This is a genomic window from Streptomyces ardesiacus (assembly GCF_003112575.1).
GTDB lineage: Bacteria > Actinomycetota > Actinomycetes > Streptomycetales > Streptomycetaceae > Streptomyces > Streptomyces ardesiacus.
Map to the genome: position 1 here is coordinate 21,407 of NZ_BEWC01000006.1, position 19,867 is coordinate 41,273.

The window sequence follows — 19,867 nt, forward strand, 5'->3', positions numbered from 1 at the left end:
CTTCATTTCCACACCGGCTTCACGTGGGGAGCGGGGTCACGCGGGCGACTGCGCGGGGCGTTTGAACATGCGGGTCGCCGTGATCTCGCTGTGCACCGCCTCGCCCTCTCCCCCGGCGGCGGGGGCGGGCTGGGGCAGGCCCGGCCTCAGGTGCTCCTCCACGCTGATGTACTTCAGGCCCGCCCTGAGGTCGGCGTCGTTGCGCAGCCGGATGACCAGGGGGAACTCGGCCAGCGCGGTGGTGTCGAACAGGCCGGTGGTGTACAGGAGCTGGACGCCGAGCGCGTCGGACACGGCCCGCTGGAGTTCCAGCAGGTAGGTGGCGTTGGCGCGGCCGATGGGGTTGTCGAGGAACAGGGTGCCGGCGTGGCGGTGCCGGTCACGGCCCCGGTCGTTGCTGCGCAGCGCGGCCATCGTGCAGTACAGGGCGATGGCCGCGGTGAGCAGTTGGCCGCCGGAGAAGACGTCGCCCATCTGCCCGACGGGGACGCGTTCGGCGCGCAGGACGGCGTCGGGCTTGAGGATCTCGACGGCGACGCCCTTGGGCTGCAGGGCGGCGGCGACGCCCCTCAGCAGCAGGGACATGCCGTCGCGGCGCAGGTCGGAGTTCTTCTTCACGGCGGCGCGGGTGGCCTCGTCGACGACTTCGCCTAGCCGCTCGGTCAGGGTGGCCTGGTCGGGCTCCTCGAAGCGGATGCGCAGGAACTCCTGCCCCGACCACTCGCCGAGCCCTTCCGGCAGCCGGGAGAGCCGCTGGGCGGAGCGGAGGGTGGCGAGGGCGGACTCGACCAGGCCGCGCAGCCGGTCCACGATCGAGTCGCGGTTGCGCTCCAACTGGGCCAGCTCGTCGGTGAGGACGCGCAGCCGGGGCGCGAAGGCGTCCGCCCACTTGGCGGCGTGCTCGGGCAGCGCGGCGGCGGGCAGTTCGCGGATCTGCTGACGGGCGGGCGTGCGGACCTGCTCGTAGCGGGTGGAGTTGGCGTGCCGGACCAGGACGTCGCTCGCCTCGCGCACGGCGGCCTCGGCGGCGGACAGGTCGGCGGCGCAGCCGCGCAGCGAGCGACGGGCCTCGGCGGCGGCCCTGCGGGCCTCCTCCAGGTCGCCCGCGTAGGGCTCGGGCTCCTCCTGCTCCTCCTCGGGCGCGTGGTCGCGCAGCAGGTCGCGCAGGAGGGCGGCCGTCTCGTCGAAGCCGCCCGCCCCGTCCTCGGCGGCGCGGTGCGCGTCGAGCAGTTCGGCGTGTGCCTCGCGGGCCTGGGCGAGCGCCTCGGTGCGGGAGGCGAGTTCGGCGGTCGCCGTGCGCAGCAGGCTCTGGGCGTGCTCGGCGTCGCGCGGCTGGAGTTCCTCGGGCAGGTCGGTGTGGGTGTCGCCGTCCTCGGGCGCGTGCCGTTCGGCCTCGCCGCGCAGCCGGCCGAGCTGTTCGCTCGCGCTGGACATGCGGGTCTCCAGGAGCTGCACCAGTTCCTCGGCGCGGGCGGCGGCGGCCTGCCGGGAGGGCCCGTCGGAGCCGTCGGGCGACTCCAGGAGCTGAGCCGCGCGGGTGCGGACCTTGTTGCTGAGCCGGTCCAGCTCCGCGCGGGCGGCGCTTTCGTCGCTCTCCGCGCGGGCCTGTTCGGCGCGGAGGTCGGCGCCGACGCCGACCTTCTCGTACACCTGGGAGGCGGCGCGGTAGGCCTCGCGCAGGTCGGGCAGGGACGCCTTCGCCCTGGTCGCCCCGGCGCCGTCCTCGCCGGTCTCTTCGGGTACGTCGTCGGGGGCGCCCGCGATCTCGGCGCGCTCGGCGCGCAGGGCCCGCGCGGTGCGGCGGGCGTCGTCGGCGGCGCGCTGGGCGGCGCGCCGGTCCTCGTCGGCGGCGCGGGCCCGTTCCAGGCAGGCCTGGGCGCGGGCCTCGGCCTCGGCCGCCTCGTCGGCCAGTTCACGGACCTTGACCTGCCAGCCGGCGCGTTCGCGCAGCCGGAACGCGAGTCCGGCGAGGGCGTCGGCGGCGCGGCGGGCCTTCTGCGCGGCCTCCTGACGCTCGTCCCGCAGGTGGACGGCCTCGGCGGCGCTCTCGTCGGCCTCGGCGCGCAGGGCGCGGGCCTCGGTCAGCTCGGCCTCGGTCTCCTCGGCGAAGGCACGGGCCTCCTCGGCGGTCCGGGCCAGCTCCGCGAGGCGTCCGGCGGGGCAGCCGGTGCGCCAGGAGGCGAGCCGGGCCGCCAGTTCACGGTCCTTGCCGAGACGGGCGGCGAGGGTCCGGATCTCCTCGTCGCGCTCGCCGGCCCGGGCGCGCAGCGCGTGCCGCTCCTCGTCGGCGGCCTGCTCGTCGTGCATGGCCGGGTTCGGCGGTACGAGGAAGACGTCCCCGGAGCCGGACTCGGCGGCCGGGGCGGGGGCGAGCAGGGCGGCGGCGGTACCGACGGCCACGGCGGAGCGCGGCAGCAGGGCGGCGTCGCCGAGGACCTCGCGGGCGCGGGTGTGCGAGTCCGGGTCGGTGATGACGACACCGTCGACCAGCTCGGGCCGCGCGGCCAGCACGCGCGCGTGGTCGGCGGGGTCGACGGCCTGGGCGAGGTAGCGCCAGCCGGGCAGGGCGGGGATGCCGTGCTCGCCGAGGAACTCGACGGTGGCCAGCACGTCCGGCCCCGGCGGCAGCAGTCCGCCGTCGCCGAGCGCGCCGAGGATGCGGGAGTCGTCGGCGGCGGCGGTGCGCAGCTCGAACAGCTGGCGTTCGGCGGCGGAGACGGTGCCGTCGAGCAGTTCGCGCAGTTCGTCGGCGAAGCGGTCGAGTTCCTCGGGGCTGAGCGCGTTGTCCGAGGCGCCGGGAGCGGCGGCGCGGTCCTCGCGGTCGGTGTCCTTGCGGGGCTGGGGGATGCCCGGGCGGGCCTCGGCGGCCAGGCCGAGCAGTTCGGCGAGCCGTTCCTCCGCGGCCAGTGCCTCGGCGGTGCGTCGTTCGCCCTGGTGGGCGCGCTCGGCGGCGGTGGCCGCGTCGGCCGCGCGGGCGGCGGTCAGTTCGGCGCGGCTCTCGGCGGCGGCGGTCTCGCGGGCGTGCTCGGTGGCCCGGCGGGCGGCCTCGCGGGCGGTGTCCCAGGCGGCGACGGTCGTCTTCTCCGCGTCGCTGGCGGCGAGGGCCGCGCGGGCGGGGTCCGCGTCGGGCGCGCTGTCGTCCAGCCACCCGGCGCGGACGGCCTCGGCGGTCTCCTGCTCGACCTCGGTGAGGCGCTGGCGCAGGTGCCCGGCCTCGCTGCGGGCGCGCTGGGCCTCGGTGGCGGCGGTGGTGGAGTCGCGGTGGGCGGTGTCGCTGACCTCCTGGAGGGCGGCGGACCTCTCCTCCTCCTCGTTGGCGTGCTGCTCGGCCTTTCCGGCGGCCGCGTGCAGGGCGCGGACGAGGTCGACGGCGGCCCTGGTGCGGGCGGCGAGGGCGGGGGCCGCGTCCCGTTCGGCCTCCTGGATGGCGGCGGACACGCGGGCGACGCGGTCGGCGGCGGCACGGTGGCGCAGTACCGCCTCCGCGGCCTGCCAGGCGGAGTGCAGGGTGCGGGCGTCGGCCAGTTCGCGCTTCTGCGCGGCGGCGGCCTTCTCCGCGCCGGCCAGGGCCAGCGAGGCGTGCCGGTAGGCGAGTTCGGCGGCGATCAGGGCGCTGCGGTCCCGGGCGGACTCGGCGTGGGTGACGGCGTACGCGGCGGCCGTGACCCGCTGGGCGAGGTCGCCCGCGCGCACCCGCTCCTGGGCGCCGCGGGCGGAGAGCCGGCGGGCGAGGTTCCTCGTGCGGCGTTCGGCGCCGGTGTGGACGTCCCGGGCACGGGCGCGCGCCTCCGCGGCCTCGACGATCCGGCCGAGGAGGTCGACGGACCCGGCGGTGAAGTCCCGTTCGGCGATCAGCTCGGCGCGCCGGCCCAGCTTGTTGCCGAAGCCGCCGACCAGGTCGGCGAGGCCGTCGGTGTCGCGGGTGTCGGTGACGGCCCGCAGCAGCAGGTCGGTGAAGTCGGAGTCCTTCTTGACCGCGAAGAGACCGGCGGCCTCGCCCTCGTCGGCGTTCATCTCGCGCTGGTAGCGGAAGAGTTCGGGGTCGAGTCCGAGGTCGCCCAGGTGCTCGTTCCAGCGGTCGTGGATCTCCTCCCAGTGCACCTCCAGGTGCGGGTAGGCCTTGCCGGCCTCGGTGAGCGCGTCCCGGAAGCCCTTCATGGTGCGCCGCCTGCCCTGCGCGCCGGAGGCGCCCTCCACGGGCGGGCGTACGGCGGTGGCCTCGGCGACCGGCAGGCTGTCCAGGGTCAGTCCGGGGCCCGGCCGGAAGGAGTACCAGGCCTCGGCGAACTTCCGCGGGTCGCCGGAGACCTGCCGTCCGCGCCACTCGCTGACCTTGCCGACGACGACGCACTCGCCGGTCTGCACGTGCTGCCACTCCAGTGCCACGTGTCCGCAGTCGTCGGCGAGCAGGAACTTGCGCAGCACGCCGGAGCTGGCGCCGCCCAGGGTGTTGCGGTGGCCCGGCAGCATCACCGAGAAGATCAGCTTGAGGAGTACGGACTTGCCGCCGCCGTTCTCCAGGAAGAGCACGCCGGCGGGCGCGGGCCGGCGCGGCGGGCCGACCGGCTCCTCCTCGAAGAACTCCGCCTGCGTGGGCGCGGGATCGGGCACGGGCTCGCCCACCCCGCGCAGGTCAAGCACGGTGTCGGCGTAGCGCGCACCGGCGGGTCCGATGGAGTAGAGGCGGACCCGGGACAGCTCGTACATGGCGGACTCTCGTAAGTCTTCGGAAGTCGGGGACGTTCGGACGGGGGCGCGGCGGTCGGCGGGGTGCGGCCGGCGCGAGGCGGGTCAGGAGGAGTGGAAGGGCAGGCCGGCGTCGGCGACCAGCTCCAGGTCGTCCGTCTCCTCGGCGGGCAGCAGCGTCGCGGTGCCGTCGGTGACCGGGACGACGCCCAGGTCGAGCAGCTCGGCCATGGCGGCGCTGCCCGCCATGTCGCGCACCTGGAGCTGGTAGCGGGCGGTCGTCCGGTAGGTGCCGCCGTGGTCGTCGCCGGTGCGCTGGAGGAAGCCGGACTCGGTGAGGAACGCGGCGGCCTTGCCTACGATGCCGGTGGTGGAGCCCGGGAGTCTGCGGGCGTCCTTGGTGGCGCCGGTCGCACTGCGCCTGACCCAGATCCGCCAGGCGGCCTCCAGGCCGGGGGCGTCGGTGGCAGGGTCGGTGTTCTCGCCCTGCTGCTCCGCGCGCTCCTCGAGCCGGCGGCAGGCCTGACGGACGAACGCGTCCACGCCGTTGACCGTGACGCGGCCGATGTAGCCGTCGTCGGCCAGGTCCTCGGGGCGGGGGTAGGCCATGGCGGCGACGGCGAGGTGGGCGAGGCCGTGCAGGAAGCGGTCGCCGGAGTCGGTGGCGGCGCGGCGCGCGTAGTCGCCCATGCGGACGGCGAACACCGAGTCCTCGGCGGCGGTGACGGCCATCCCCGCGCGGGGGGACACCTCCAGGACGACGAGTCCGAGACCGGCGGCCACGGCGTCGGCGAGCCGGGCGAAGGGCGGGTCCTCGCGGTAGCGGCGCAGCAGGTCGGCGTACTCCTGGTCGCGGGCGGGGAGCAGCTTGGGCTGGAGGCCGAAGGCGACGAGCCGCGCCGCGTCGGCGGCGTCGGCGGGCGTGACGGCCGCGGTGGCCGGTGCGGCACCCGCCTCCGGTTCGCTCCGGTCGACGTGCTCGGTCACGGTCGGTACTCCTTGCTGTGCTGCCGCTCTGTGCCGCGGTGGCGGGACAGGCGGTGGGTGGGACGGTGGGCGGGGCGGCGCGGGCCGGTCATGCGGCCTCCGTACGGTCCGCGGCCATGCCCGCCGCGTCCAGCAGCGCCGTGCCGACGATGAGGTCGGCGCCGCCGAACTCGGGGTCGTCCAGCTCGGTGCCGTCGTCCACGGCGAACAGCAGCTTCGGCTCGCCCTGGCGGTAGGCGGTGCCGACCGGCGGGCTGGCCGCGTGGACGGCGAGCAGGGCCACGAGGTACGGCAGGTCCGCGTCCCGTTCGCGGGCGTCGGCCAGCAGTCCCGACAGGCGGCGCGGGGCGTCGTGCGGCAGGTCGAGCAGCTCCATGGCGGCCGCGAGCTGTTCCTCGCTGAATCGGCTGTCGTCCGGGGTGGCGATCAGGTCGGGCTCCGGCATCTCGGCGCCCAGGTGCTCCCGCTCCACCGGCGGGGTCAGGAGCAGGTCGACGAGGTCGCCGACCCGGACGGAGACGGGCGTGCGCAGGCCGGTGCCGCGGGCGAAGAAGGCGTCGGTGACGCGCAGCGCTCTCTCCACGGGCAGCGGCAGCACGGGGGCGACGAGGTGGCCGTACAGGTCGAGGCCGGAGGTGGTCAGGGGGGTCGCGAAGGCCTGCCGGTCCTGTTCCGCGCGAAAGAGCGGGCCCGCTTCCAGGAGGCGGGACTGGAGCTGGGTGTGGCGGCGGATGCAGTCCTTGACGATGTCGACCAGCTCGGCTGCGCGGCGCTTGTGCTCGGCGTCCTCGGTCTCGTCGCGGGCCTTGCGGATGTTGGTGAGGATCGCGTTCTCGTGGCGGTACCGGTCGGCGACGTGGTCCAGGGCCTCGGCGATCATGTCGGGGACGGCGGTGAGCCAGTCCACCGCGCGGACGTTGCGCCGGGTGGCGTCCAGGGCCCTGCGCAGCGTCTCGGAGTACTGCACGGTCCGGTACCGGGCCTGTTCGGCGGCCAGTTGGGCGTCGGCGAGGCGACCGCGGCTGATCAACACCTCGAGCTTGACCTCGGCGGCGATCTGGGCGCTGGTGACGTCGGTGTCCAGGGCGCCGACGAGGACGTTGACCGCTTCGTCGGTGGTGCGCAGGTAGACGGTGCCGCCGGGGCCGGGGACCTCTTCGAGGAGCTTGAAGTCGTAGTCCCGGCGCACATAGGTGCCGTCCGGTCCGAAGGTGCCGTACACCGCGCGGAAGCCGCGGTCGACGCTGCCGACGTTGATCAGGTTCTCCAGGACCCAGCGGGCCACCCGCTCGTGCTCGGCGGCGGGGCGGTGCGGGGCCTGGGCGGCGACGCGCGGGATGAGCCTGGCCACTATCTGGTCGTGGTCGGCGCCCGTGTCGAAGTCCATGTTCAGCGTGACGAGGTCGATGGCGGCGAGGGCGACCTCCGCCATGCCGTACACCGAGTACTCACCGGCGAGGTTGGCCTTGCGTGCGTCGAGGTCGTGCAGCGGCGCGGTGCAGGCGAGCGCGCGCAGCCGCCGCGCCAGCCCCTCGTCGGCGGCCGGGCCCGGGGCGGGGCGCGGCCCCGCGCCGAGCTGGGGCGGAACGCTGTCCGTCGATGCAGGCGAAGTCACGGTGCACAGACTAGGTCCTCGGTCTGACATCGGCCCAAACGGCGCAGATCTGCCCCGGGAGGCACGGGGACGGGCGGCCGGACGGCCCGGGCCTACGCGTCGTCCCCGACGCGCCGCAGGTAGACCTCCACGACGCGCTCGAGCGAGTTGTCGAGGTAGACCGCGAGCATGTGCGCCGCCTCCTCCCGCTCCCCGTTCTCCAGGGTCTTGAGGAGTTCCGCGTTCTTGGCGATGTACGGCTCGTGCAGGCGCCGCGGGTCGTCCACGACGTGGAAGGCGAGGCGCAGTTCGGCGAAGACGCTGCGCATCAGTTCGTCGGTGCGTTCGCTGCCGGCGAGGGCGACCAGTTCCCGGTGGAAGTGGATGTTGGCCGTACCCACGCCTTTCCAGTCGCCCTCACCGGCCGACCGGCGCCCGGCCTCGACGGCTTCGGCGAGCCCGCCCAGCCGGTACGGCGGCTCGCCGAGGCCGCGGACGACGGCGCACTCGACGAGGGAGCGGGTGCGGTAGATGTCCTCGACGTCCTCGACGGTCAGGACGCGGACGAAGACGCCCCGGTTCAGTTCGTGGACGAGCAGGCGTTCGTGGGTGAGCAGGCGGAACGACTCGCGCAGGGTGTTGCGGGAGACGCCGAGGGCGCCGCCGATGCTGTCCTCCGAGAGCCGGGTTCCGGGCGGGAAGTAGCCCTCGGCTATCCGGCTCCTGAGGATGTCCGAGACCCGCTCGGCGGTACTGGTCCGCCCGAGGAGGGCACGGTCGCCGGCCAGTCCCGTCAACTGCTCTGCCATGCCGGGATTCAATCGCAGATGCGAGGACGAAACAATAGGGGTATCGAGGGATCGTTGAACGATCGAGCGGGCCCGGGGCCCGGCGGGGCGCCCGGGCCTGCCGTGCTTCACGCGCTCGGGGAGAGGGCCGCCCGCGACGGCGGTGCGGCGCTCACACGGCCGGCGCGTCCGCGTCCGGGCCGAAGCGGCTGCGCACCGCCGTCTGGACCTCGTCCTCCTCGGCCGGGTCGCTGGCGAGTCTGCGCAGCCGTTCCACGACGCGGTTGTCGCCGGTCTCGGCGTGGCGGGCGGCGAGTTCGCGGGTGGTCTCCTCGCAGTCCCACAGGCACTCGACGGCGAAGCCCGCCGCGAAGGACGGATCGGTGGCGGCCAGCGCGCGGGCGGCCCGGCCGCGCAGGTGGGAGGAGGCGGTCTCGCGGTAGATGTGGCGCAGTACGGGGGCGGCGCAGGCGATGCCGAGCCGTCCGGTGCCGTCGACGAGGGTCCACAGGGTCGGCGCATCGGGGCCTTCACCGCGTACCGCCTCGCGCAGCGCGGCGAGGACGAGATCGCGGTCCTGGGCGGCGCCCCGGCAGGCCAGCACGCGCCCGGCGGCGGCCCCCAGGGCGTCGGGCCGGTGCACCCAGCCGCGGGCCCGGTCGACGGCGGCGGGGCCGCGCATCCGCTCGTAGGCGGCGACGGCGCCCTCCACGACCGGGGCGGAGCCGGTGGCCACGGCCCCCTCGATCAGGTCGAGGACGTCCGGGTCGTCGCTGTCGGCGAGATAGCGCAGGGCGGTGCAGCGGGCGCCCTCGGTGCCGGACCGCGCCGCCTCGACGATCTCGGGGCGGTCCTCGGGGCCGGCGACGGCCGTGAGGCAGCGGGCGGCCGGCACATGGAGCGGGGTGCCGCGCTCGACGCCCTGCTCGGCCCACTCGAACACGGCCCGCACGCTCCAGCCGGGACGCGGCCCGGTGGAGTTCATCTGGCGCTGCCAGCGGTCGAAGCAGCCCGTCTCCTGGGCGGCACGCACGCGCGTGGCGATCGATTCGCGGGGGTCGTCGGCCCACAGGCGCCAGGGCCGGGGTTCGAAGGCCTCCCGCATCGCGACGGCGAGTTCGGCCTCGCCCTCGGCGTCGCGCGGGAAGCGGGCGAGCACGGGGGCGGCGAGGGCGCGCAGACCGGCGTCGTCGTCGCGCAGCGCCAGTTCGTCCAGGGCCCACGCCCAGTTGACGCCGTGAGCGGCGTACCGGCGCAGCAACTGGAGCGCGTCCAGCCTGCCGTAGGAGGCGAGGTGGCCCAGGACCGCGAGGGCCAGCCCGGTGCGCGACTCGTCGGCGTCCAGGACGTCCTCGGGGTCGAACAGGTGGGCCTCGACCGCGTCCAGCTCGCCGTCCAGGTCGAGGTAGAGGCGGGCGTAGTAGAGGGAGCGGTTCTCGACCTGCCAGTCGTGGCGGGGGTCGTGGAGCACACAGTGGTTCAGCGCCGCGAGCGCTTCGGCGCGCGGAGCGGTGAGCGCGTGCAGCGTGCCGTCGCCGCGACCCCGCTGAAGCAGGCCGAGCAGCGTGCCGCTGGGCGCTATGACCGGATCGAACATGGGAAACAGCCTCACATCAAGCGTCGACGCAACCGGGGAGCACGCGTTACCTGGCCGTGCGCCAACACGTCGGAGCGCCCGCCGTCTCTTGCTTGCTGAAAGCCATGTTCCTCTGCCTCTCGTCGGTGGCCCTTGCGGGCCGTGTCACGGCCCGCGCGGTGCGGCAACATCTGCCCAGCCATCACGTCCGTGAACCACGTCGTCATGATGACCCGGCGGTCACATCTGCCGCGACCGAAATTTCGGCGGCCCTGTACCGCCTCCCCCGTTTTCAGTGTTTTCCCTGGTCAGAAAGTGCGGAGCGGTCCCGGGCGGGTTCCGTTCCGCCGCCCCGTCACGAGGCGCCGAACAGCTCCAGCAGGTCCGTCCGGGCGAACATCCGCGCCGTGTCGACGGCCGACGGGGTGCCCGCCGCCGGGTCCGCGCCGGCCTCCAGAAGCGCCCTGGTCACTTCCGTCTCCCCCTTGAAGGCGGCTCCGGCGAGTGGCGTCTGCCCCCGGTCGTTGACCCGGTCGGCGTCGGCGCCGCGGGCGAGCAGCGCGCGCACCGCGTCGGCGTGGCCGTGGTAGGCGGCGAGCATGACGAGGGAGTCGCCGCGGTCGTTGGTGAGATCGGCCGGGACACCGGCGTCCACGTACGCCACCAGCTCTTCGGTCCGCCCCTGCCGGGCCAGGTCGAAGATCTTGGTCGCCAGCTCCACGACCTCGGGGTCGGGGGCTTCACTCATCGGCCGGACCACCTCTCACTGCACAGTCACTGCGAACGTGACGCCCGTCCTGAAGCCGACGGGCGCCGGGGACAACGTGTGCGCACGGCCACGAGCGGTGTGGCCGTGCGAGCGAATCGCCAGGGTACTGGCTCGTGGGACACCCGAGCGGATCAAGGACCCCTCTGCCACCTGGGGCAATTCTCGCGAATTTCCCCCATTTGCACCTTTTATCGTATGGATACATGCTGTGAGCCTGGCAGTACTCATGGTGACTGTCCCCGTGAACCAGGAGAACTCACATGATCCTCTCGATCTCCGGCGTCGTCCTGCTCGGCGTCGTCGTCTTCATCTTCTTCCGCAAGGACGGCCTCAAGGCCTCGCACCTGCTGGTCGCCGTTCTCTTCGGGTTCTACCTCGCGAGTACGGCCATCGCCCCGAGCATCAAGGCGGGCGGCGAGAGCCTGGCGGGTCTCCTCGGCGGCATCAAGTTCTGACGACCCGCTCCCCCGCCCGACATCCGCACGTACGCACCTCCAGGAGGCAGCAGTGGCCCGGCGGCCCCTCCCCCGCATTCTGAGCAACGGCGGCGCACAGCTCGCCCGGAGCCGGGAGCTGGCCCGGACGGCGGCCGACGGCGCCACCGACGTCCTCCAGCCGCTGATCACGATCGCCCGCGGTCTGCGCCGCCTGGCCTCGGCCGCGGGGCGCAGGTGGACCGAGACCCCCAAGGACCGGCGCGGCGCGCTCCTGTTCCTGGTGGCCTCGGTGGTCCTGGTCGTGGCACTCGTGCCGTACGGTCCGCTGCTCGCCGTCGTCGTCCTGATGGCGGCGGCGGCCTGGCAGGGCAGGGACCGCACCCCGCCCGCGCCCGCGGCCCCCGACGACTCGCGGAGCCGGCGTCTGCAGTCGCTCTACGAGGCGCTGGTCCCGTACTTCTCGATCGCCGAGGACCCCGACCCGCTGTACTCCCACGGCGGCGGGTGGGAGAAGGCCGTCCCGGCCCACGAGTTCGACGACGACGGCCGCGTCACCCACCTGGTGATCCGCTACCCCGCCTACTTCACCGACGGCGAGGCGGAGTCCCGCGCCCGGATCGAGCACCTGCTCGCCACGAAGTCCGGGCGGGGCCGCGAGTACCGCTTCACCTGGGACGAGGAGGCCAACCACCTCGCCGTGGACGTGCTCCCCGCGCTCCCCACCGACATCGCCGCCCAGCGCTTCGTGACGGCGCCCGGCGAGACCGTCCTGGGCTTCACCGACCCGGCCGGCGTCCAGCGCACGCTCCCGCTCACCCACGGCGCGGAGCAGCGGGACGTGCCGCCGGTCGTCTGGCGCACCGGCATCCGCTCGACCGAGCCCCACCTGCTGGTCCTGGGACAGCCCGGCACCGGCACCTCCACCCTGCTGCGCTCGATCGCCCTCCAGGCGCTGCACCACGGCGACCTGCTGATCGTGGACGGCGGCGGCACCGGGGAGTACGCCTGCCTGGTCGGCCGGGACGGCGTCCTGGCCGTGGAGTGCGGCCTCACCGGCGCGCTGACCAGCCTGGAGTGGGCCGCCGCGGAAACGGAACGGCGCCTCATCTCCGTGAACCGGGCCCGTCAGCAGGGCCTGGCGGCGCCGGACGACACCCGGCGTCCCCTGTGGGTCTTCCTGGACCGCCCCACCGCCTTCACCCACCTCGCGGAAACGGACGGCCGACGCGACCCGCAGACCCTGCTCCAGCTCCCGCTGCGGCACGGCCGGGCCGCGAACGTGACCGTGGTCGTCGCCGACCAGCTGGACGCCCTGGACGGCCTCACCGACGCCGTACGCCAGCACACGCGCGCGCGTGTCGTGCTCGGCCCGGCGAGCGTGGACGAGCTGACGACCGCGCTGGGCGCTCCCCCGCACACCACGCCCGTCGACCAGGTCCCGCCCGGGCGGGGGTACGCCCGCCTCGGCACCGGACCGGTGCACCGCCTCCAGGTGCCGGCCACCCCGGACCCCTACGACGACGCGACGAGCGAGGCGCACCGGCAGGCGGTGCTCGACCTGCTCCCCCCGCGCACGACACCGGCGGACGGGGAACAGGCGCCCCTTCCGCCGGAGGCCAAGGCGGAGGCGGCGGCAGCGGAAGCGGAAGCGGAAGCGGCGGCCGAAGCGAAAGCCGTCTCCATGGAGAAGAGGGACGCCCCAGCCCCGGCCCCGGTGACCGCGGGCGAGCCGGACGGGGCCGCGACGAACGCGGAGCCGGCGGGGCCGCCGGCGGCCGAGCCGGCTCCGTCTGAGCCGGTCCCGGCCAAGGCGGTCGCTGCGGAGACCTCCTGACACGCGGGCCGGGGCCGGCGCGACCCACCGCGCCGCCCCGGCCCCCTCGCGTCCGCGAACACCGGCGGCCGGAGCGCGTCGGCGCCGTCCCGAGTGCGACGGCCCTCCGGGCCGGGCTCCGCCGGCCGGGGCGCACGAGCGCCGGTGGTGCGCCCACGGCCCGCTCCGCCGGAGGGTCCCTAGGCCACGAACGTGCGCGGTGCCTCGCCGCCGCCGGTGCCCCCGTTCTCCACCAGCCGGGCCGCCGCGGCCAGTCGTACCGCCGCCTCCTCGGCCACCGCGCCGCCCACCGTGAACGGGAGCCGGACATACCCCTCGAAGGCGCCGTCCACCCCGAAGCGCGGCCCGGACGGCACCCGCACGCCCACCCGCTCCCCCGCCTCGGCGAGCCGGGAGCCCGACAGGCCGCCGGTCCGCACCCAGAGGGTGAGGCCGCCCCGGGGCACCTCGAACTCCCAGCCGGGCAGCTCCCGCCGTACCGCCGCCACCAGCTCGTCCCGGTTCTGCCGGGCCTGCTCGCGGCGCACCGTCACGGCCTGCTCCCAGCCGCCGGAGTTGAACAGCCAGTTCACGGCGAGCTGCTCCAGCACCGGCGTGCCCAGATCGGCGTACGCGCGCGCGGCGACCAGGCTGCGGACCACGTCGGGCGCGGCCCGGACCCAGCCGATGCGCATCCCGGCCCAGAAGGCCTTGCTCGCGGAGCCGACCGTGATCACGGTGGACCCGGCCGGGTCGAAGGCGCACACCGGGCGCGGCATCTCGACGTCGTCGTCGAGCCGCAGCTCGGTCATCGTCTCGTCGGCCACCAGCACCGTCCCCGCCGAGCGGGCCGCGTCGACCAGGCGCCGCCGCTGGTCGTCGTCGGCGAGCGCGCCGGTGGGATTGTGGAAGTCGGCGACGACGTAGGCGATACGGGGCGCGGCGTCGCGCAGCACCTGCCGCCAGCGGTCCACGTCCCAGCCGGTGAGCCCCTCGGCCATCGCGACGGGCACCAGCCGGGCCCCGGCCTCGCGCATCAGCTGGAGGATGTTGGCGTAGGACGGCGACTCCACGGCGATGCGCTCGCCGCGTCCGCCGAAGAGGTGGCAGATGGCGTCGATCGCGCCCATGGCCCCGGTGGTCACCATGATCTGCTCGGGCATCGTCGGGATGCCGCGCGCGGTGTAGCGCTCGGCGATCATCGCGCGCAGCGCGGGCAGCCCGGCCGGGTAGTCGCCGTGGGTGTGCGCGTACGGCGGCAGTTCCTCCAGGGCGCCCTGCACCGCGCGGGTGAGCCAGGGCTCGGGGGCGGGCAGCGCCGCGCACCCCAGGTCGATCACGGACCCGAGGGCCTCGGGCGGCAGCGGTTCCAGACCTCGGGCCGGCAGCGGATTGCCGGCCGGAACGGCGGTCCAGCTGCCCGCGCCCCGCCGGGACTCCAGGAAGCCCTCGGCGCGCAGCGCCTCGTAGGCGGCGGCGACGGTGGTGCGGCTGACGGTCAGGGCGAGGGCCAGCTCGCGTTCGGCGGGCAGCCGGGCGGCGACCGGGACGCGTCCCTCCAGCACGAGCAGCCGGATGCCGTCGGCGAGCGCGCGGTAGGCCGGTGGGCGGCGGGTGCCGGGCCCGGCCGGGCGGTCCTGCTGCGAGCCGAGAAGCCGGGCCAGTTGCCCCGCTCCCACGGCCGAGGTCCACTGCGCCATGGAAATCAGTCCACCTTCCCCGAATTGGCCATGGTTGACTCTCCCTCCCAGGCCACAGGGTGTCATGCGGCAGGCCACTACGACCACACAGGGGGGCATCTCTTGTCCAGGCGGACCACTCACACCACGCGGACCGGGCAGCCGGGCCGACTCCCGCGGCGGCTGAGCCAGCTCTACGGCGGCCTCGTGCTCTACGGCGCGAGTTCCGCGCTGCTGGTCAGGTCCGGACTCGGGCTGGAGCCCTGGAACGTGCTGCACCAGGGCCTCGCCGAGCACACCGGGCTGTCGATGGGCGTGGTGCTGACGATCGTGGGCGCGGTGGTCCTGCTGCTGTGGATACCGCTGCGCCAGCGGCCGGGGCTCGGCACGGTCTCCAACGTGCTGGTGATCGGCGCCGCGATGGACGCCACGCTCGGCGTCGTGCCGGACGCCCGTGGCTGGGCGCTGCGGATCGCCGCGATGGTGGCGGGCATCGTCCTGAACGGTGCGGCGACCGGGCTGTACATCGCCGCGCGGTTCGGCCCGGGTCCGCGCGACGGCCTGATGACGGGGCTGAACCAGCGCACCGGGTTCTCGGTCCGGCTGGTGCGGACCGCCGTCGAGATCACCGTCGTGGTGACGGGCTTCGCCCTCGGCGGCACGGTCGGTCTCGGCACCCTGCTCTACGCGGTGTCGATCGGACCGCTGGCCCAGGTGTTCCTGCGCGTGTTCGCCGTGCCGTCGGCACCGGACGGCAGCACGCTGGTTGCCGCCGGTCAACCCCGGCGCGCGATACTGCGTCGGTGACCACGCCGATACGCCACCCCTACCTCGACCATCCCGGCCCGATCCCGTTCGCCCACCGGGGCGGGGCGGCGGACGGCCTGGAGAACACGCTGCGGCAGTTCCGCCGCGCGGTGGAGGCCGGCTACCGGTACATCGAGACCGACGTGCACGCCACGCGGGACGGGAGGCTGGTCGCCTTCCACGACGCGACCCTGGACCGGGTGACCGACGGCGCCGGGCGGATCGCCGACCTGCCGTGGCAGGACGTGCGGCACGCGCGCGTGGCGGGCGAGGAACCGGTCCCGCTCTTCGAGGAGCTGCTGGAGACCTTTCCCGGGACGCGCTGGAACGTCGACGTGAAGGCGGAGTCCGCGCTGCGGCCCCTGCTCGAACTGGTCCGACGGCACGACGCCTGGGACCGGATCTGCGTCGGCTCGTTCTCCGAGGCGCGCGTGGTCCGCGCCCAGCGCCTGGCCGGGCCGCGCCTGGCCACCTCGTACGGCACCCGGGGCGTCCTCGGTCTGCGGCTGCGTTCCTGGGGCCTACCGGCCGTGCCGCGCCGCTCGGCGGTGGCCGCCCAGGTCCCCGAGGCGCAGTCGGGCGTCCGCGTGGTGGACCACCGCTTCGTGCGCGCCGCCCACGCGCGCGGGCTGCAGGTGCACGTCTGGACGGTGAACGACCCGGACCGGATGCACCGGCTCCTGGATCTGGGAGTGGATGGCATCATGACCGATCACATCGACACACTGCGCAAGGTCATGGAGGACCGCGGCGTCTGGGCATGAGGCCCGGCCGCGCCCCGGGGGCGGTGCGCGTGCACGGGGAGGCGAGGGCACGGGTGGGCACCGACACCCTGCGGACGGACGCGGCCGACGGAGCCGACGGGGCGGCCGAACGGCGGCGCGAGCAGCGCGGCTGGTACTTCTACGACTGGGCGTGCTCCGTCTACTCGACGAGCGTGCTCACCGTGTTCCTGGGGCCCTACCTGACCTCGGTCGCCGAGTCGGCGGCGGACGCGGACGGGTACGTCCACCCGCTGGGCATCCCGGTGCGCGCCGGGTCGTTCTTCGCGTACTCGGTGTCGCTGTCGGTCGTCGTGGCGGTGCTGGTGATGCCCCTGGTGGGTGCCGCCGCCGACCGCTCGGGCCGCAAGAAGCCACTGCTGGCCGCCGCCGCGTACACCGGCGCGGCGGCCACGACCGGCATGTTCTTCCTCGACGGCGACCGCTATCTGCTGGGCGGCCTGCTCCTGGTCGTCGCCAACGCGGCGCAGTCGGTCGCGATGATGCTCTACAACTCCTACCTGCCGCAGATCGCCCCGCCCGAGGAGCGCGACGCGGTCTCCTCCCGCGGCTGGGCCTTCGGCTACGCGGCCGGTTCCCTGGTCCTGGTCGCCAACCTGATCCTGTACACCGGCCACGATTCCTTCGGGCTGAGCGAGAGCGCGGCGGTCCGTATCTGTCTGGCGTCGGCCGGCCTGTGGTGGGGCGCCTTCGCGCTCGTTCCGCTGCGCCGGCTGCGGGACCGGCGGGCGGTGGCCCGGGAGGCCGCGCTGCCCGGCTTCCGGCAGCTCGCGGCGACCGTCCGGGACATGCGCCGCCGCCCGCTGACGCTGGCCTTCCTGCTGGCTTACCTGGTCTACAACGACGGCATCCAGACGGTGATCTCCCAGGCCTCGGTCTACGGCTCCGAGGAACTGGGTCTCGGGCAGTCCACGCTCATCGTGGCGGTGCTGCTGGTCCAGGTACTGGCGGTGGCGGGCGCGCTGGCGCTGGGCCTGCTGGCCCGGAGGTACGGGGCCAAGCGCACGATCCTGGGATCGCTGGTCGCCTGGACGGTGACCCTCGCCGCCGGGTACTTCCTGCCCGCCGGGGCACCCGGCTGGTTCTTCGTGCTGGCCGCGGGGATCGGGCTCGTCCTGGGCGGCAGCCAGGCGCTGTCCCGCTCCCTGTTCTCCCACCTGGTCCCGCCGGGCAAGGAGGCCGAGTACTTCTCGGCGTACGAGATGAGCGACCGCGGGATGAGCTGGCTAGGGCCGCTGCTCTTCGGCCTCACCTACCAGCTCACCGGGAGCTACCGCGACGCGATCATCTCGCTGGTCGCCTTCTTCGTGATCGGTTTCCTGCTGCTGGCGCGCGTGTCCGTGCGGCGGGCGATCGCCGACGCGGGCAATCCGGTACCCGAAAGGATTTAGCGCTGGGCGCGAAAGGGCTGTAGTGTACGCGTTTGGCCTGCCAGGCGTACCGTTACTGCGCGTCAAAGGTGCCGAATCGCTATGTCACGTCTGTCTGCAGAGGTGACAAACCGGACGTCGGCGGGTACTGCACTGGTTGCAAGGCTGCGGCTGCGACGGCGACGCAGGGCCCGGATCGGGAGTCGGGACGGGAATCTTTACCGCCGCCCGGACGTTGACCGGATGACGACGACAGCGACACACCTGTCCTGTGGGCGACAAGCCCGGGAGGCACGATTCATGAGTGAGCGAGCTCTTCGCGGCACGCGCCTCGTGGTGACCAGCTACGAGACGGACCGCGGCATCGACCTGGCCCCGCGCCAGGCCGTGGAGTACGCATGCGAGAAGGGGCATCGTTTCGAGATGCCGTTCTCGGTCGAGGCGGAGATCCCGCCGGAGTGGGAGTGCAAGGTCTGCGGGGCCCAGGCACTTCTGGTGGACGGCGACGGCCCTGAGGAGAAGAAGGCCAAGCCCGCGCGTACGCACTGGGACATGCTGATGGAGCGACGCACCCGCGAGGAGCTCGAAGAGGTCCTCGAGGAGCGGCTGGCCGTTCTGCGCTCCGGCGCGATGAACATCGCGGTCCATCCGCGAGACAGCCGTAAGAGTGCGTAGCGGGAGACCGTAGGCGACACAGCCCGACAGCCGCGGGTGCCGTACATGAAGCCATGTACGGCACCCGCGGTTTTGTCGTGCCCGGGGAAGGACTCAGCGCGTCAGCGGAGGACGGGGACCCTGCGGGGTGTCGTCCGGGTGCTCGTCCCGTATGACCTCGCCCTGGACCACCTTGCCGTCCGGGCGGTGCATCCTGGCCTGCCGGAAGGCGTCGCCCAGGGTGCCCGGGCCGGCGTCGCGGAGCTTGCGCTCGACCGTCCGCTGGGCGTAGCGGCTGACGGCCTTCTGCACCGGGGGCAGCAGCATCAGCAGGCCGAGCACGTCCGAGATCAGACCGGGCAGGATCAGGAGCAGCCCGCCCAGCATCATCAGGCCGTTGCCCTCGCTGTTCGGGCGGGCGGACTCGGGCGGGATACCCGACTGCTGCTGGTTGAGCGTGTCCGTGAGGTTGCGGAAGGCCCGGCGGCCGGCCGCCTTGATGACCACGGATCCGAGGACGACACCGGCGACCAGCAGCAGGAAGACCACGAAGCCGTTGGACGCTCCCGCGACCACGGTCAGCAGCCAGATCTCCAGCACCAGCCACAGGGCGACGCCCAGCGGCAGAAACGTGCGCAGCCGGGAGCGCGGGGGCCGGGCGGGGGACCTGGGGGTCTGGGCGCCTGTCGTCATACTCCCAGTGTGCCTGGCCCCGGCTCAGTGCGGCATAAGGGGGAGGTCAGGCCTTGCCGTCGGACACCTTCGCCGACTCCGCCGACTCCGCCGGCTCCGCGGTCCCGGCCGGCCCGGACGACTTGTCACCGGGCCGCTTGTCGCGCCCCAGCACCTTGCCGACCCTCTCCCCCACACCCCACGTGGTGACCCGCCACAGGGCCTCGACGAGGATGTCGCGGCTCATCTTGGAGTCGCCCAGTTCGCGCTCGACGAACGTGATCGGCACCTCGACGACGTGGTAGCCCGCCTTGATCGCCCGACGGGCGAGGTCGACCTGGAAGCAGTACCCCTGCGAGGCGACCTCTTCGAGGCCGATCCCTTCGAGGGTCTCGCGGCGAAAGGCGCGGTAGCCGCCGGTGATGTCGCGCAGCGGCAGGTCGAGCGCGATCCGCGAGTACATGCTGCCGCCGCGCGAGATGAACTCGCGGGACTTGGGCCAGTTCACCACCCGGCCGCCCGGCACCCAGCGGGAGCCGAGCACCAGGTCGGCACCCTTGAGGGCGGTCAGCAGCCGGGGCAGTTCCTCGGGCTGGTGGGAGCCGTCGGCGTCCATCTCGATCAGTACGCCGTAGCCGTGCTCCATGCCCCAGCGGAAGCCCGCGAGGTAGGCGGCGCCCAGACCTTCCTTGCCCTTGCGGTGCATGACCTGGACGTGGTCGTCCGCGGCGGCCAGTTCGTCGGCGAGCTCGCCGGTGCCGTCCGGGCTGTTGTCGTCGGCCACGAGCACGTGTGCCTCGGGGACGGCCTCGCGCACGCGCGCGACGATCGCCTTGATGTTCTCCGCCTCGTTGTAGGTCGGGATGATCACCAGGGCCGTGCCCAGCGGGCCGAACCGCCTCTCACGCCCCGCAGCCGCGGGCGTCCCGTCGCCGTCGTTCACCACTGCCCCTTCGTGTCCGTGCACAGACCACCACCATAATCGCCGCGGCCTGCGTCAACGTGACAGGACGGTCCTTCGGTGGTGTCGGTTCCCGGGAAGCGGGGTAGGGATGGCCGTTTCGGCACGTTGTGCGACGGATGGGGGCCCGGCGCCCTTCGGGCCGGCCCGGGACCCGCCGGCTGCGGGTCGACCTGAGCCGTTGTCTACTGAGCGCCCGGGCCCCACCCGGGTCACACCTCCCGACCGGCCGGAACGTTCCCTCGTCGTGGCGCGGGCACTGAGCCTGGCTCCCAGCGACGGTGCCCCGGTG

General features: G+C 74.2%; 15 protein-coding genes. 6 read left to right on the forward strand and 9 right to left on the reverse strand.

The window, feature by feature from the left end:
• Nucleotides 1–36 precede the first annotated feature (36 nt).
• The 6 genes from Sdi02f_RS20135 to Sdi02f_RS20165 form a co-directional block, all read right to left on the reverse strand.
• Nucleotides 37–4,707 (reverse strand): hypothetical protein, encoded by a 4,671-nt coding sequence (locus Sdi02f_RS20135; protein WP_108933787.1) that lies wholly within the window; start codon nt 4,705–4,707, stop codon nt 37–39.
• An 84-nt stretch (nt 4,708–4,791) separates the two neighbouring features.
• Nucleotides 4,792–5,673, reverse strand: coding sequence for a hypothetical protein (locus tag Sdi02f_RS20140; RefSeq protein WP_030398991.1), 882 nt, complete (start codon nt 5,671–5,673; stop codon nt 4,792–4,794).
• A gap of 88 nt (nt 5,674–5,761) precedes the next feature.
• On the reverse strand, nt 5,762–7,288 hold the full coding sequence (locus tag Sdi02f_RS20145; RefSeq protein WP_108933788.1) for a hypothetical protein: 1,527 nt from the start codon (nt 7,286–7,288) through the stop codon (nt 5,762–5,764).
• Between the two features lie 92 nt (nt 7,289–7,380).
• Complete coding sequence (locus Sdi02f_RS20150; protein WP_031082828.1) at nt 7,381–8,076, reverse strand: GntR family transcriptional regulator; 696 nt, start codon at nt 8,074–8,076, stop codon at nt 7,381–7,383.
• Between the two features lie 151 nt (nt 8,077–8,227).
• Nucleotides 8,228–9,652 (reverse strand): hypothetical protein, encoded by a 1,425-nt coding sequence (locus tag Sdi02f_RS20155; protein ID WP_031082830.1) that lies wholly within the window; start codon nt 9,650–9,652, stop codon nt 8,228–8,230.
• A 334-nt stretch (nt 9,653–9,986) separates the two neighbouring features.
• On the reverse strand, nt 9,987–10,379 hold the full coding sequence (locus Sdi02f_RS20165) for an ankyrin repeat domain-containing protein (RefSeq protein ID WP_030398995.1): 393 nt from the start codon (nt 10,377–10,379) through the stop codon (nt 9,987–9,989).
• Nucleotides 10,380–10,660: 281 nt separating this feature from the next.
• Here Sdi02f_RS20165 and Sdi02f_RS20170 point away from each other — a divergent pair, with 281 nt between their 5' ends.
• Nucleotides 10,661–10,855 carry a hypothetical protein gene (locus Sdi02f_RS20170; RefSeq protein ID WP_007447353.1) on the forward strand — a complete coding sequence of 65 codons (195 nt, stop codon included), beginning with the start codon at nt 10,661–10,663 and terminating at the stop codon, nt 10,853–10,855.
• Nucleotides 10,856–10,907: 52 nt separating this feature from the next.
• Nucleotides 10,908–12,671: a P-loop NTPase family protein gene (locus Sdi02f_RS20175; RefSeq protein WP_108933789.1), complete on the forward strand. Its 1,764-nt coding sequence runs from the start codon at nt 10,908–10,910 to the stop codon at nt 12,669–12,671.
• Between the two features lie 179 nt (nt 12,672–12,850).
• Here the strand turns inward: Sdi02f_RS20175 and Sdi02f_RS20180 are convergent, their stop codons facing one another.
• A complete protein-coding gene (locus Sdi02f_RS20180) occupies nt 12,851–14,350 on the reverse strand; it encodes an SCO1417 family PLP biosynthesis transcription factor (protein WP_030398997.1) in 1,500 nt (499 codons plus the stop codon).
• A 30-nt stretch (nt 14,351–14,380) separates the two neighbouring features.
• Between Sdi02f_RS20180 and yczE the strand changes: the two genes are divergently transcribed.
• The 4 genes from yczE to Sdi02f_RS20200 all read left to right on the forward strand — a co-directional run bounded on the left by yczE (nt 14,381) and on the right by Sdi02f_RS20200 (nt 17,963).
• Nucleotides 14,381–15,136, forward strand: a complete 756-nt coding sequence (gene yczE, locus Sdi02f_RS20185) for a membrane protein YczE (protein WP_420707244.1) — start codon at nt 14,381–14,383, stop codon at nt 15,134–15,136.
• Nucleotides 15,133–15,900, forward strand: a complete 768-nt coding sequence (locus Sdi02f_RS20190) for a glycerophosphodiester phosphodiesterase family protein (protein ID WP_031184865.1) — start codon at nt 15,133–15,135, stop codon at nt 15,898–15,900. Before yczE ends, Sdi02f_RS20190 begins: the two co-directional genes overlap by 4 nt.
• 53 nt (nt 15,901–15,953) lie before the next feature.
• Nucleotides 15,954–17,309, forward strand: coding sequence for an MFS transporter (locus tag Sdi02f_RS20195; protein ID WP_108933790.1), 1,356 nt, complete (start codon nt 15,954–15,956; stop codon nt 17,307–17,309).
• 279 nt (nt 17,310–17,588) lie between these two features.
• The gene (locus Sdi02f_RS20200; protein WP_003977404.1) at nt 17,589–17,963 is read left to right on the forward strand and encodes an RNA polymerase-binding protein RbpA; all 375 of its coding nucleotides are present in this window, start codon (nt 17,589–17,591) and stop codon (nt 17,961–17,963) included.
• A gap of 93 nt (nt 17,964–18,056) precedes the next feature.
• Here Sdi02f_RS20200 and fxsA read toward each other — a convergent pair whose 3' ends face one another.
• On the reverse strand, nt 18,057–18,635 hold the full coding sequence (gene fxsA / locus Sdi02f_RS20205; protein WP_108933791.1) for an FxsA family membrane protein: 579 nt from the start codon (nt 18,633–18,635) through the stop codon (nt 18,057–18,059).
• A gap of 46 nt (nt 18,636–18,681) precedes the next feature.
• Nucleotides 18,682–19,557, reverse strand: a complete 876-nt coding sequence (locus Sdi02f_RS20210) for a polyprenol monophosphomannose synthase (protein ID WP_107049443.1) — start codon at nt 19,555–19,557, stop codon at nt 18,682–18,684.
• Nucleotides 19,558–19,867 lie beyond the last annotated feature (310 nt).